This is a genomic window from Picosynechococcus sp. PCC 11901, from assembly GCF_005577135.1.
In the GTDB taxonomy this organism is placed as follows: domain Bacteria; phylum Cyanobacteriota; class Cyanobacteriia; order Cyanobacteriales; family MRBY01; genus MRBY01.
The window spans coordinates 2714612-2728741 of sequence record NZ_CP040360.1 but is presented as its reverse complement, the minus strand read 5'-3'; the positions used below and the strand labels follow the sequence as shown (position 1 = coordinate 2728741).

Here is a 14130-nt window from a genome sequence, read left to right as displayed (position 1 = left end):
TTGTCCTTTTCCTTTACCCTGACCCCATGGGATCGCCCACCATGACCCATTCTGCGAAAACCATTGTTGATCTGCTTCGTCACCGCGCTGACAGCACCCCCGACCGCACCGCCTATCACTTTATTTCAGGCGAAGATAGCCTCACAACCCTGACCTATGCCCAACTAGAGCACCAGGTAAAGGCGATCGCCGCCCATTTGCAAACCTTTATCGAACCAGGCGATCGCCTTTTGTTAGTGTTCCCCTACTCGGCGGGCCTCGAATTTGTTGCTAGTTTTTACGCTTGTCTCTATGCCGGGGCGATCGCCGTCACCATTAACCCCAGTCGCAGTGATGATGCCCTCGAAAAGCTCATGGAACGGGTAGAAGATTGTCAGGCCAAGGGAATCCTCACAACCCGCGCCCTCATTGACTATTTCCAAAAGAAACTCACTAAAGCCCCCCGCCAGGCCGCTGGTCTTGTGCGCAAATTTAGCCAAGTCAAAGTAATTGCGATGGATGAAATTCCCGCAGATCTCGCAGCAGACTGGCAAGCCCCCAACATTACCGACGACACCCTCGCCTTTTTGCAATACACCTCCGGCTCCACAGGGAAACCCAAAGGCGTGATGGTCACCCATGGTAATGTGCTCCATAACTCCGCCGTGATCTACAAATCCTTTAGCCACAGTCCCGAAACCCGGATGGCCAGTTGGCTCCCCATGTTTCACGATATGGGCTTGATCGGCGGTGTTCTCCAGCCCTTCTACGGCAACTTTGAGGCCTTTCTGATGTCTCCCATCGAGCTAGTACAAAAGCCTGTCCGGTGGCTAGAGATCATCTCCCAGCACCGCATCACCACCAGTGGTGGCCCGAACTTTGCCTATGATCTGGTTGCTCGCCAAGTCACCCCAGAACAACTCAAAACCCTCGATCTCAACTCTTGGGATGTGGCCTATAGTGGCGCTGAAACTGTCCGGGCCAGTACCCTCGAAAAGTTTGCCCAGACCTTTGCCCCCTGTGGGTTTCGTCGCGAAGCCTTTTATCCTTGCTATGGCATGGCCGAAGCGACTCTGTTCATCAGTGGCGGCTCCAAGGAAAAAGCGCCAGTGGTGCAATATATGGCCCCCGAAGCCCTCGAACAAAACCAAGCGATCATCAGTACCGATGGCAGTCGGGGCATTGTCAGTTGTGGCTGGACATGGCTTGACGACGAAGTAATTATCGTTGACCCGGAAACAAAAACCAAACTTCCCGAAGGCCAAGTGGGCGAAATTTGGGCCGCAGGCAAAGGCATTGGTAAAGGCTACTGGGAACGGCCAGAAATCACAAAAGAAACTTTCCAAGCCTATGTGGATAACCAAGGTCCCTATCTCCGCACGGGGGATCTCGGCTTTTTAAAAGATGGCGAACTCTTTATTACCGGACGTACGAAGGACGTAATGATTCTTTGGGGCCGTTACCGTTATCCCCAGGACATTGAACTCACTGTGGAGCAATGTCACCCGGCTCTGCGTCCCTGTGCGGGTGCGGCTTTTTCCGTTGAGGCCGCCGATGAAGAACGACTGGTGGTGGTTCAAGAATTGGAACGGAGCTATGTCCGTAACTTTGATCTAGAGGAAATTGTTGGGGCAGTTCGCCAGGCTGTTTACGAGGAACATACGGTGGAAGTTTACGGTATTGTCCTCTTGCGAACGGGCAGTATCCCCAAAACTTCTAGCGGTAAAATTCAGCGGCAAGCCTGTCGTCAGCAGTATCTGGCAGGTACCCTCAACGGTTTGGGGGAATGGCAGTTGGCGATCGCCGATAGTGATGTCACGGCCCTGGCCAATAGCCTCTAAAGGGTGACGATGAAAGTTGCGATTATTTCGAGCACCTTTTTGCCTTCCCACGATGGAGTGAGCATCACGCTATTTGAACGTTTAAAAGTCCTATCCGCCCAGGGACATCGGGTGCTCTGTTTGGTTTCCAGTTACCAGGAAGTCGCCGCTATTTATCCCCGTTGGGCTGATTATGTGGGCGATTTGTTTGCAAATGTCGCAATTGTGCCGTTGCCCAGTGTGGCCTGGTTGGGGATTCCCCAGGAACGCAATCCCAAGCGGAGTAGTTTAAGACGCATCGAAACAGAATTAGCACAATTCCAGCCAGATTTGATTCAAGTCGAAGAACCAGAACGGCTTTGGACGACGCTTTTCGCCTTACCGGGGTGGGATTATGCCCAAGCGCGAAATATTCCCTATATCGGCTGTTACCGGACGAATTTTGTCGATTATCTCCAGGACTATGCCCCGGCTTGGTTGGTGCCTCTGACAAAGCGAGCGGCTCTAGCCTTAACCCGTCGGCTCTATGGCAAATGTTCTGTAACCTTGGTGGGAAGTCGTTTCATCGAACAGCGTCTCAAGGCATGGCAACTAGAAAATGTGGTTTATATGCCCGTGATTGGCCCGCCGAAAATTGCGAACCCCCAAGCCCTAAAACAGACCAATTTTTTTCAGCAGCATTATGGCTCACCAGACCTAGATCAGCAGGTCAAAATTTTTTTTTTGGGGCGACTGTCTCCCGATAAAAATTGGGCTTTTATTCTGAAGCATTTACCGGAACTTGGTCGAGCAAACATTACTGAAAATTTCACACTACTGGTAGCAGGCCGGGGAGAATTAGCAGAGGCGATCGCCGAGAGTGAATTTGCCCAAAGCTTACCGACAGTGATCCTGGGGGAGGTGCCCCACGAGCAGGTGCCAGCCCTCTTAGCGAACGTGGATCTTCATGTGACTGCTTCCCTTAAAGAAACCTTTGGCCGCACAGTGCAAGAATCTCTCTATGTGGGGACACCCGTTTTAGCCCCGGACTGTGACTGGGCGCAGAATCTGATTGAGCCTGGGGTCAATGGTTGTTTGTTTCAACCTGAAGATGGAAAAGATTTTATTCAGCAGCTAGCTCAGTTGATCGACTCTAAAGGCGATCGCCAACGGCTGCAAAACAATATCCAAAAGCAAAACCAAAATCGAGAGACGCAACTTGATCCCAGTGAACAATGGGTTCGTTATTTAGAAACCCAAATCCGATCAACGGGTTAAATATTCCGGCGTTGGTGTCGAACGTCGTTGCACTTCCCGCCACGTACAGAATAAATTCAGTGAAAACCCAACACCATTGGCAATGAGAGTCGCCATGCCTGCCCCCAAAGCTCCGTAATAGTAAGCCAAAACCACCAGTAACGGCAGATAGAAAAGAAGAATGGCGGTGGCATTATTTCGCAGTGAGATATGGGGCATTTCCATCGCAAACAGGGCTGGTTCAAGCAGATAGTTCCCCATCATCAAAATACCGCCGGTAATTAGCAAAACTAAGGTGCCATAGGCCGCCGTAAACTCTTCCCCCATCGCGTAGTAGAGTAACCCTTTACCCCCCAACAGAATGGCAATTAGCAAAATAAAACCAATCCCCTGGAGCACCCGCCCTAGTTTCCACAGGAGCTTTTGAAATTTGCGCCAGCGTCCTTGGGCACTCAAGTGGGCTAATTCAGGATAAACCGACTGAGTAAAAATTAAAGCGAGTTCTCGGAAAGGGGTCGAAAATTCGTAGCCAGCCCGAAACAAGGCCACAGCGCTGGGGGTTGCCACCGCGCCGACAATCAGCGGACTCAGGGTGATCGCCAGGGGTAAAGAAGAGTTCAGATTAGAAACGAAGCAAAATTTTAGGATCCGGCGATCGCCAAACAAAAAATCCGGCAAAGACCAATCCCAACGACGCAAAATTTGCTTTTTATGGGCTTGCCACAAACCCAAAGCCAACAGCGAAAGACCATTAAGTGCCTCCCCACACAACCAAGCCAGAAGATAGCCCATCAAAGGAGCATCGAGCCAGAGGGCAATGAGAGTGCCCACAAGACGCGTAAGCGGTGGCACCAATTGTTGGGCCGCGAGTAGATCAAAACGATCATCGAGTCGCAGTAAACCAATAGGGGTTGAGCCAAGGGTACAAAGCATCAAAATACTGGCCTGCTGCACAGCATGAATCGTCTGCGGCTCCCACCCCACGATTGGCCCGACCCACGGCGCCGCCGCAACAGCAACTAGATACCCCCCCAAAGAACCCAGAAGATCCAGGCCAGTGGTTAATTTAAATAACTCGCATAAACCCTTAGAATCCTTGTTCTTTACATAATCAGCGCCATAACGAATTAACGCTTGCCATGACTGAAAAGTCGTCAAGCCAATCAAAAGCTCAATGTAGGCCCGGAGTAAAATTAACCTCCCAAAAGTCTCAACCCCAAGGGCATGGGCCGTGAGACTGAGATAACAGAAGTTGATGATCGCCGTCAGGATTTGGCCACAGAGCAACCAACTGAAATTTTTTAAGATTTTGCGGAGAATGCGGTCTGCCCAAAAAAATTTAGCCATTGATTCGTGACGGAAAAAAAATTACGGCCTTCACTGTTGAGACCCAAAGGTTTGCCGGGACAACTATAATACAAAAGTTCACAAATGTTCCCTGGCCCAATCATGGCGAACCGCAAGGGTTGTAGCCAACATAGCCTGTTTACTCTATTGAAGTTTTGCGTGAACTGCAAGTGTGACCTATGGAAATTTTGTTGCCTTTACTCATCTTCAGCCTGGCCTTTATCTTCGGTAGTTTTCTGGAATATTGGATTCATCGAATTTTCCATGCTTCCCCCAAGCATCCCCTGAAGCGCATTTTTCCTAAACTGGGCCAAGGCCATGCCCAACATCATGTTGGCGGTACTGGCCAGGGTTTTCTTTGGGAGTTTCGCAACTATGTTTTCGGGATTAATGTTGTGATGTTGCCTTTTTTTCTCCATTCTCTGACCCTAGGAATCAGTTGGTTTCTGGGCTGTTTTTTCTACGCGGCCTTTGCTGCCTTCGCCCACCAATTGCAACATGACAACCCGGTTAAATGTTTTTGGCTACCGATGCCCGTCCATTACGTTCACCATAAATACAATCAGTGGCACCATAATTTTGGGATCGGTGTTGATTGGTGGGATCGGCTTTTTGGCACCTATCGTCCGATGCCCGCTTGGCTCACAGAAAAGGAACAGCGCACGGCAGACCAGAAATTTTGGCAGATTAAATGGCTCTAGAGAATATGTAGTCTGAGCAGCATTTCTTCGGACAAAAAAAATGGGCTACTTAGAGCCCATCCGTTTCAGATTATTTTCCTAAATTTATGGTGCTAACCCAAGGAGCTTATCAATGGAAAGCATCCAATGTTGCTAAAAACGAGGAGCAATCAGGGCCGGCATTTGCGAGCTTAAACCCATTTGCGCTTGGCGATCGCCATTTTGGGGGAGTTGCTCTGCATACAACGGTAAAGCGGCCCGTACCTTCGAGGCGACCTCAACGGTTTTGAGATCATAGGTAGTCGTTGCCAGTTTTGGATAAAGGCCGATGGCAATAATCGGGGCCAGCAAACAAACTGCCACAAAAATTTCTCTCGGTTTGGCATCTTCCCCCGCCGCAAGGCTGAGCGGAGCCTGGGAGCCTTTGCCGTAGAATACTTCTCGCAGCATTGAAAGCAGGTAAATAGGCGTTAAAATCACCCCAACCGCCGTTAAGAAAATGGCGATCGCCTTAAAGCCATAGCTATAGGCATCACTATTGCTTAAACCGAGGAAGACGGTCAGTTCACTGACGAAACCACTCATCCCTGGTAGTGCCAAAGACGCCATCGCCGCCGCCGTAAACATCGCAAAGGTTTTGGGCATCAACCGCGCAATACCGCTCATTTCATCCATCATTAAAGTATGGGTGCGTTCATAGGTGACCCCAGACAGGAAGAACAGGGCCGCCGCAATGAAACCATGGGACAACATCTGTAACACGGCACCATTCATTCCCAAATCGGTGAATGAAGCAATCCCAACGAGAACAAAACCCATGTGGGAAATAGAAGACGAAGCCAAACGTCGCTTTAAGTTGGTCTGTCCAAAGGCGGTCAGCGCCCCATAGACAATGTTGACAATCCCCAGAACAATCAGCAGGGGAGCAAAACGAATATGGGCATCCGGCAACATTTCCATGTTTAACCGAATCAAACCATAGCCACCCATTTTTAAAAGCACACCAGCAAGGATCATGGAGACCGGCGCAGAGGCTTCACTATGGGCATCCGGTAGCCAAGTGTGGAGGGGGAAGATAGGCAATTTAACGCCAAAGCCAATGAGAAATCCAGCATAGGCCAGTAATTCTAACGCTAGCGGATAATCCTTTAATCCCAAGGCTTGCATATCAAAGGTCACGTCACCGCCATAGAAAGCAAGGGCTAAGGTAGACGCGAGGATGAAAACAGAACCTAGGGCCGTATAGAGAATAAATTTAGTGGCCGCATAGAGGCGTTTTTTTCCGCCCCAAATGGAAATGAGCAAATACACAGGAACTAGCTCTAATTCCCACATAATAAAGAACAGCAGCAAATCCTGGACGGCAAAAACACCGATTTGCGCACTCAGCATCACGAGGATGAGGCCCGCAAAGAGTTTCGGCTTCTTGGTGACGTTCCAGGCCGCGAGGGTCGCCAAGGTGGTGATCAGGGTCGCCAAAATAATTAAAGGCATTGACAAACCGTCAACGCCTAGGGACCAGTTCAACCCCAATTGGGGAATCCATGCAAAATTTTCAGTGAGTTGAAATTCTGTGCGACCGAGATCGTAGTTTTGCCAAAAAGCAGTGACTAAAAGGGCGAAATCGGTGAGGGCAACGCCTAGGGTATACCAGCGGATGGTTTTACCTTCTTTGTCGGGGATGAGGGGAATGACAAGGGCGGCCAAAAGCGGAAAGGCGATCGCCGTAGTGAGCCACGGGATTTGCAAGCTATCCATAGGACTAGGAAAAAATACTTATTATTGCGTTCGCCTCCGATTATATGAATTTTTGTTACAACCTGCCAAGGGGTTAAAGTAAAAACTTTTTATGGTCATGTTTATTTTTTGTGTTGTCTGTCTATCAGAAGACAGAATCCTGGTTTTGTGATGGAAAAAAGAAAAAAAATAATGCTTTTTTTACATCGAAATTCCCCCCAAACAAAAATCCACGGCGAGGCAGCTCACCATGGACGATGTGGGCAAAACTTAACATCAGCCGAAACATTAGGGCGACTCTGTGGTGGCCAGTTTGGGAATTTGGAGAACTGGGCGATTTAGAGCGACCACAAGGGCTTCTTCTCCCTGGGGAGAGGTTTCGACTAGGGCAGCGGTGGGTTGCTGATCGGGGTCATTTTTAGCAAAGCGATCAAAGTTAAGGCGCGGCATCTGACCCATAATCCCAGCCACAAAGAGAGCGGCGATCGCCCCACTGCCCCAGAGGGAAAGGGTGCGTAACTGGGAACGACGCAACCGCGCCAATACCCGTTGACCGAGATATTGGGCCGAAATGCTGGTGGGAATGGGCAGCAACTGTAGCGCTTGTTTGAGCTGCCGTAGCTGTTGATATTGCTGTTTGACCTGGGGGTCAGTATCCAGGAGGTGCTGAATTTCCTTGCGTTCTGCTGGGGTGGCCTCCCCATCAAAATAGGCGCTCAGGCGCTGGAACTGCTCAAAATTGTGGCCCATAGGAGTTTCAGAATCGGTGTGGTGTTGGTGAGAAGTGTGGTTTTTTTTCATTTCTAGGTCACCCCCTCTTCGGCGATCGCCATCGGTTTGCCGCTGAGAAAAGCTTTCATTATCTAGTCTGCCAAATAGGGCTGGAGCATTTCCTGTAACTTGGCCCGAGCCCGGGCGATCCTTGACTTGACGGTGCCGAGAGAAACCCCGGTGATTTCCGCAATTTCTTCGTAGGCGAGCCCTTCAATTTCCCGCAGCACGATTGTTGTGCGAAAGACTTCTGGTAGTTCGGCGATCGCCTCCCGTAAATGTTCGTAAAATTCCTGGGTTGCCAGATCATCATCGGGGCTGGGATCATCAGAAGCCACATCCCAAGCCACTTCTCCATCCTGGGTCTGAAACGGATTGTCCAACGAGAGGGGACGACGAACCCGTTTACGTTTGCGTAGCTCGTCATAGAAGAGGTTTGTAATAATTCGACTCAGCCAACCCTTAAATTTTTGGGGATCATTCAAACGCTGAAGATTGCGATAAACTCGAATCCAAACTTCCTGGGATAAATCAGACCGATCCTGCCAATCCGGAGCGAGGTGGTAGAGGAGTCGATCCACATGGGACTGGTAACGTTTTAATAATTCCACGAAAGCAGCCCGCTCAGGCTTACTACCCGCCTGGCAACGGAGAATTAAATCATAGTTAGAGAGTTTTTCCGGAGACACACCACTTTTGGGAACGACTCCCTGCTGGGAAGGAATGGGGATAGAAAGGGATCGGTTCATGCTCTCTTCACAAAGAACTCATAACGGGACTTCTTCTTGTAAAGACCCTACGGCCCAGAAAAAAGTTCCAGCCCTAGCTCTAAGTGTCAGCCCCCAGTCCTAGGAAAACACATTCTCTTCCTGTTCAAAGCCCGGTGCATAGCCTTCCAGGAGCTTACTGACCTGGGCTAACATGCTCTTGTCTTGGTTCGGAGAGGCGATCGCCTGGCGCTCAGGGAAAAAGTCCGGTCGGTCTAGATAACGAGATAGGGCAGCATCCACCTGTTCATTAATTAAACCCTGCAATTCCTCACGGGCCTTTTGACGCTGATAATTCGCTCCCTCTTCCGTCGTTGCGTAGAGCGGTGGCAAACGGTTTAGGGCATAGGCCGCAATATCCCCCACATCTAAACTTTGGGTGCTACTCGCCTCGATCTCAGCGACCCGGGCAATGGAGCGGCTAATGACTAGCTCCTCCATGACATTGATGAATTGTTTCCGGGGGACAGCAATCACTTCCCCCGTGAGTAAAGCCCCCATCAGGCGATCTAGTGCCATATATTCCTCAATGGAAAGCTCAGAGGACATATCGCAAATGCGTCCAACTTCCGCTTCCATGCTCGGGGTGAGATAGCCGTCTTTTAGGGCTTGTTCAACAATTTGATCAATACTCATAGGTTTCTTGGAAAATTCCGGGACAAGGGGGCCAATCACTTCACTATCTTTGCGTAAAAATCGGGGAAAAACCACGATTCTCTAAGAAAGTACATCCCATTACTATCATTCCAATTTATAGCAAGGGAATGGGCAATCTTTTTGCTTGACTTACACAGATTTACAAATGTTTTACTTCCCAGATAGGGAATGTAATTTACTCTAAAGGATTTTTGTCAATTTGCTACCGTCTATTTTGCCGCGACTAACGCCTTTGTTCTAGACACTCATCTCTAGCATTTTCTGAATCGGTTTCAAGGCCGCCGTCGCAATGTCGGGGCTAAGAGTGATTTCCGGCGCTTTATGTTTCATGGCCAAATAGAGTTTTTCTAGGGTGTTGAGGCGCATGTGGGGGCATTCATTGCAGGCACAGTTACTGGTAGAAGGGGCCGGAATAAAAGTTTTACCGGGGCTGGCCTTTTCCATTTGATGGATGATGCCTGGTTCGGTGGCGACAATAAAAGTCTGACTGGCACTCTCTTGGGATCGCTTTAGTAGGGCGGTCGTGGAGCCGATAAAGTCAGCATGGTTTAACACAGGGGTTTCGCATTCAGGGTGAGCGAGCACCTCCGCGTCGGGATGTTCGAGTTTGAGTTCGATGATACGTTTTTCGGAAAAGGTTTCGTGGACAATGCAACTGCCCTGCCAGAGGAGGAGATCCCGTCCGGTTTGTTCACTCACGTAACGGCCTAGGTTTTTATCGGGGGCAAAGATGATCGGTTGGTCGGCGGGAATTTGGTTGACGATTTTGACGGCGTTGGAGCTGGTGCAGATAATATCGCTCATCGCCTTGATCTCGGCGGTGCAGTTGATATAAGAGATGACGATGTGGTCTGGGTGCTTGGCTTTAAATTGGGCAAATTCGGCGGGGGGGCAACTGTCGGCGAGGGAACAACCGGCATCGAGATCGGGCAGAAGCACAAGTTTATTGGGGTTGAGGATTTTTGCGGTTTCTGCCATGAAATGTACCCCAGCGAAGACAATCACTTCGGCATCGGTTTGGGCGGCTTGACGGGCTAATCCCAGGGAATCACCAATGTAGTCGGCAATGTCTTGGATATCGTTTTCTTGGTAGTAGTGGGCGAGAATGATGGCGTTGAGGTCTTGTTTGAGGTCGGCGATCGCCCCAAAGAGGTCTTGGGGAATGGCGGGTGTTGTCGGGCGGGCAGCGGCAGCAGCAAACATGGTCGTTTTTCCGTGAGAGATAGGATCGCGGCAAATATGGAAATTCAGTCTAGCAAGGATTGGCAAGGAGCAAAACTTAGAGGGTGAGCTGGGCAGTGGGGTTAAAAAATTGCCGATAAAGGCCCTCAGTCACCAGGGAAGTACAGATGAGGTTAATGGTCACAATCAAAAAGAGAATCAAAATTTGATAGGAGGCAGCATTAAGCGGATCAATACCTGATAAGACTTGCCCCGTAAACATCCCCGGTAAACTCACTAAACCTACTACCATCATAGAATTGATCGTCGGGATTAGGCTGGCGCGGATCGCTTCGGTACGGTAGCTGGCGATCGCCTGTTTGGGGGTTGCACCGAGACAAAGCTGGGTTTCGATTTCCAAACGACTGGTTTTAATCCGACTGCTGAGCCGTTCTCCCGCCAGGGAAGCACTATTCATCGCATTCCCCAAGACCATCCCTGCCAACGGAATCAAATACTGGGGGTCATACCAAGTTTCTGGCTGCACAATCACCAGTAGGGTATACGCCAACGGCACACTGAAACTGATAAAAATTGATCCCCAGATCAACGGCAATTTAACCCGATCATTAATCCGATTTTTCGCGGCGATCGCCGCAATAGTCAACATCACCAAAACAATCCCTAACACCGCCAATGGGTGCGCTAGAGCAAAGACCATTTCCAGGGCATAGCCCACCACCAACAATTGCAAAATTGTCCGTCCCGTTGCGAGTAAAAGCTGCCCCTCTAGCCCCAACTTTTGCCACCGGGCCAGGGCGATCGCCAAGGCAATTAGTCCCAACGCCCAGCCCAAATCTCCCGGATCTAAGGCAATAAATTCACCCATGCGCTTTTTTTTTTCACTCCCATAACCTATAACATTTATATTTACGCTTTTATGCGAATTCCTACCCAAAAAATCACCGTCACCCATGAGCCAAATTCCTCCCGTTGATCTAGGGCGCCAGTATGCAACCATTGCCGATGAAACCAATGCCGCCGTCTTGGAAGTGCTCAGTTCCGGTCGCTATATCGGGGGGACAGCAGTAAGCGAATTCGAAAAACATTTTGCCGCTTATCACCAAGTTAACTCTGCCATCGGCTGCAACTCCGGCACCGATGCCCTTTATCTTGCCCTAAAAGCCCTTGGGATTGGCGTTGGCGATGAGGTGATCACCTCTACTTTTACTTTTATCGCCACCGCAGAAGCCATTGCCATGTGTGGCGCAACCCCTGTCTTTGTTGATATTACCGCCGCAACCTTCAACCTCGACCTCGATCAATTAGAAGCGGCCATTACTCCCCGTACCAAGGCCGTGATCCCCGTCCATCTCTTTGGACAACCTGTGGACATGACCCGTCTTGGGGAAATTGCCCAAAAACATAGCCTGTTTATCGTTGAAGATTGTGCCCAGGCCACGGGAGCAAAATGGGGCGATCGCCAGGTGGGAGCCTGGGGAGATGCTGGCTGTTTTAGCTTTTTTCCGACGAAAAATTTAGGCGGTTGTGGCGATGGTGGTGCTGTGACGACCAACAATCCTGATCTCCATGGGCAGATCAAAATGCTCCGGGAACATGGTTCCAAAGTCCGCTATCAACATGAAGTGCTGGGGGTAAATAGTCGATTAGATGCAGTGCAAGCCACGATTCTCGCCGTTAAATTGCGTCACCTCGACCTTTGGAATCAACAACGTCAGGCGATCGCCCACCGTTACCATGAATTGCTGGCTGGGATCGAAGGCATTCAACTCCCCCAAGCGACCCCTGGTGGGGCCCATGTCTGGAACCAATACACGATCCTTGTTCAAGCCGGCGATCGCGATACCCTCCGTAGCCAGCTACAAGCCGAGGGCATCATTGCGATGGTGTACTATCCCAAACCCCTACATCTCCAGCCCGTGTTTGCAACCTTTGGCTATCAATCCGGAGCATTTCCCATTGCTGAGCAATGTTCTCACCAGGTGCTGTCTTTGCCTATGTTCCCCGACCTCAGCATCCCAGAACAAGAACAAGTGGCCATAACCCTCAAGCGTTTATTGGCGGCTTAACAACGCAGTAATATCGATCAGTCAAAAAATAAAAAAGCCCAGAGAGTCAACGTTGTGACCATCTAAGCCTCCGTACACATTTTTAGTTTGTCCGACCAAAGCCAACTTCTATTTAGGGGCAACCATTTCCTTAAACTGTTTACCAGCAGAAAATGCGGGCACTGTGGTTGCTGGAATTTGCATTTTTTCGTTGGTCTTAGGGTTGCGACCTTCTCTCGCTTTGCGGTGGCGGGGTTCAAAGGAGCCAAAACCGACGAGGGTTACTTTGTCACCATTGGCAACGGTTTCCATGATTGCCTCTACGGTGGCACTAATCACAGAATCTGCCTGCTTTTTGCTGATACCAGCTTTCTCAGCGACTAAATCGACTAATTCGCCTTTATTCATTAAAAATCTCCTGAATTTTAGATATTGTGAGAAGTATAGGTAAAAAAACCAGGCAAAACAAGAATCCCAGAAGAGATATTTTGCACTGTTGCGGGTCAAACTTATCTTGTTGCAAGGTTTTCCTGCATTATTCTAAGCGTTCTTTGCTCAATATGGATCGCTGAAAGCATTAATTTACATAGATTTCAACAATTTTTCCGTTTCAAAACTTTAAAAACAGAACAAGGGAGAGCAAATTTGTCAGAGAACGCCAAAATAATTGCTATCTAGACTTGATTTTTCTCAGATTTATGGCTGTCGGACAGGGACGGAGTCGCCGTTGAGGTGAGGGACACGGGTAATGGTTTTGTTTTGAGGTAAAGATTATCGAGCAGTACAGCGGCTCCCGCAACCCAGGGTGGCACAATCACCGCGCCTAAAATTCCCAGCACCTGGGCCCCTCCTAAAACCGCCAGCAACTGATAAAGCGGGTTCACTTTGACCGAAGAACCGACTAATAACGGATCTAATACATAGGTTTCGAGGTTTTGGATCAAGGTAAAAAGCAGTAGGACGGAGAAAAATGTCCATCCTCCCTGGGCGATCGCCACAATCAGAGCCGGCACAGCACCTAGCACAGGCCCAAAAAACGGAATTAAATTTGTCACCGCCGCGATCACCCCCAAACCGAGGGCTAATTCTGAAATCCCCAGCAGCCTTAGGCCAATGGTGATGACAATGCCGAGAATCCCCGAAACCACGATCCGACCTTGAATATAACTTCCCATCCGCTCGCTCATGGGCTGCACCTGTTCCAGAAGTTGTTCATCCCAGGGAGCCGGAAAAAGACTGACAAAGCCTTTAATTAATTTGTCAGAACCAGACAGCATATAACCAGAGAGCATAAACGCCAGAATCAAGCTTAAAATGCCCCCAATGACCCCCCGCGTAATGCCGTAGGAACGAATCAGCAGCTCTTGGGAAGAACGGAAGGCCCAGGCTGTCAACGCTTGCAAATCAAAAAGACGGTTCAACTGTTCTAAAACTTGTGGCTCTGTCATGCCCAAGCGCACGGCCCAGGATTGAACCAAAACCCCAACAATTTCTAAATACAGGGGTAGCTTCCGGATCAACTTTTGAATTTGATCAACTACCGTGGGGCCAATGAGTAAAACTACCCCCGTGAGAATTGAGATCAAGCCGAGGTACACACCGATCACTGCCAGCCAGCGGGGCACCCGGAAAGATTCAGCGATGGTAATCACTGGTGCAAGGGTCGCTGCAATGACGACGGCAATCATGAGCACAACCAGCAGACTACGTAATTGCCAGAGTAAAAATAGCAATAGCACTGCCCCGACAATCAACAGCAGCGTTGAAAAAGATACTGTAATTTTCCGCTCAGACATACTGAATTTTGCTATTGGTCAGAATTGTTCCCATTGTCGGGGCAAAGTTGCTTGAATGTCACACAAAAGCTATTTTTCTTTTGAGAATACGTCGTTAATACGCAACTAGC

The 14130-nt window shown here is 49.5% G+C and carries 13 protein-coding genes; 4 read left to right on the top strand and 9 right to left on the bottom strand.

The genetic code is table 11. From position 1 onward, the window contains the following. The first annotated feature begins 41 nt into the window (after positions 1 to 41). Both FEK30_RS14195 and FEK30_RS14190 read left to right on the top strand, forming a co-directional pair. Positions 42 to 1820: a fatty acyl-AMP ligase gene (locus tag FEK30_RS14195; RefSeq protein WP_138073536.1), complete on the top strand. Its 1779-nt coding sequence runs from the start codon at positions 42 to 44 to the stop codon at positions 1818 to 1820. A 9-nt stretch (positions 1821 to 1829) separates the two neighbouring features. Continuing rightward, the gene (locus FEK30_RS14190) at positions 1830 to 3056 is read left to right on the top strand and encodes a glycosyltransferase (RefSeq protein WP_138073535.1); all 1227 of its coding nucleotides are present in this window, start codon (positions 1830 to 1832) and stop codon (positions 3054 to 3056) included. On the opposite strand, the gene FEK30_RS14185 is transcribed toward FEK30_RS14190, so the two are convergent. Further along, entirely contained in the window at positions 3045 to 4382 is a 1338-nt protein-coding gene (locus tag FEK30_RS14185; RefSeq protein ID WP_138073534.1) for a lipopolysaccharide biosynthesis protein, read from the bottom strand. The genes FEK30_RS14190 and FEK30_RS14185 overlap by 12 nt on opposite strands. Before the next feature lie 179 nt (positions 4383 to 4561). On the opposite strand from FEK30_RS14185, the gene FEK30_RS14180 reads away from it, so the two are divergent. Further along, the gene (locus tag FEK30_RS14180; protein WP_030007848.1) at positions 4562 to 5083 is read left to right on the top strand and encodes a sterol desaturase family protein; all 522 of its coding nucleotides are present in this window, start codon (positions 4562 to 4564) and stop codon (positions 5081 to 5083) included. 132 nt (positions 5084 to 5215) lie between these two features. Here FEK30_RS14180 and FEK30_RS14175 read toward each other — a convergent pair whose 3' ends face one another. From FEK30_RS14175 to FEK30_RS14150, 6 genes are all read right to left on the bottom strand, one after another. Then, on the bottom strand, positions 5216 to 6820 hold the full coding sequence (locus FEK30_RS14175) for an NAD(P)H-quinone oxidoreductase subunit 4 (protein WP_012307583.1): 1605 nt from the start codon (positions 6818 to 6820) through the stop codon (positions 5216 to 5218). A 267-nt stretch (positions 6821 to 7087) separates the two neighbouring features. Then, complete coding sequence (locus tag FEK30_RS14170; protein WP_138073533.1) at positions 7088 to 7600, bottom strand: anti-sigma factor family protein; 513 nt, start codon at positions 7598 to 7600, stop codon at positions 7088 to 7090. A 62-nt stretch (positions 7601 to 7662) separates the two neighbouring features. After that, positions 7663 to 8319: a sigma-70 family RNA polymerase sigma factor gene (locus FEK30_RS14165; RefSeq protein ID WP_012307580.1), complete on the bottom strand. Its 657-nt coding sequence runs from the start codon at positions 8317 to 8319 to the stop codon at positions 7663 to 7665. Between the two features lie 99 nt (positions 8320 to 8418). Continuing rightward, positions 8419 to 8973: a late competence development ComFB family protein gene (locus FEK30_RS14160; protein WP_030006461.1), complete on the bottom strand. Its 555-nt coding sequence runs from the start codon at positions 8971 to 8973 to the stop codon at positions 8419 to 8421. A gap of 258 nt (positions 8974 to 9231) precedes the next feature. Beyond that, complete coding sequence (gene nadA, locus FEK30_RS14155) at positions 9232 to 10197, bottom strand: quinolinate synthase NadA (RefSeq protein WP_012307578.1); 966 nt, start codon at positions 10195 to 10197, stop codon at positions 9232 to 9234. Positions 10198 to 10273: 76 nt separating this feature from the next. Continuing rightward, positions 10274 to 11044 (bottom strand): ABC transporter permease, encoded by a 771-nt coding sequence (locus tag FEK30_RS14150; RefSeq protein ID WP_030006459.1) that lies wholly within the window; start codon positions 11042 to 11044, stop codon positions 10274 to 10276. A gap of 85 nt (positions 11045 to 11129) precedes the next feature. Here FEK30_RS14150 and FEK30_RS14145 point away from each other — a divergent pair, with 85 nt between their 5' ends. Next, on the top strand, positions 11130 to 12245 hold the full coding sequence (locus FEK30_RS14145; RefSeq protein ID WP_138073532.1) for a DegT/DnrJ/EryC1/StrS family aminotransferase: 1116 nt from the start codon (positions 11130 to 11132) through the stop codon (positions 12243 to 12245). 108 nt (positions 12246 to 12353) lie between these two features. Here the strand turns inward: FEK30_RS14145 and FEK30_RS14140 are convergent, their stop codons facing one another. Further along, positions 12354 to 12632: an HU family DNA-binding protein gene (locus FEK30_RS14140; protein ID WP_012307575.1), complete on the bottom strand. Its 279-nt coding sequence runs from the start codon at positions 12630 to 12632 to the stop codon at positions 12354 to 12356. 266 nt (positions 12633 to 12898) lie between these two features. After that, entirely contained in the window at positions 12899 to 14020 is a 1122-nt protein-coding gene (locus FEK30_RS14135; protein ID WP_138073531.1) for an AI-2E family transporter, read from the bottom strand. Positions 14021 to 14130 lie beyond the last annotated feature (110 nt).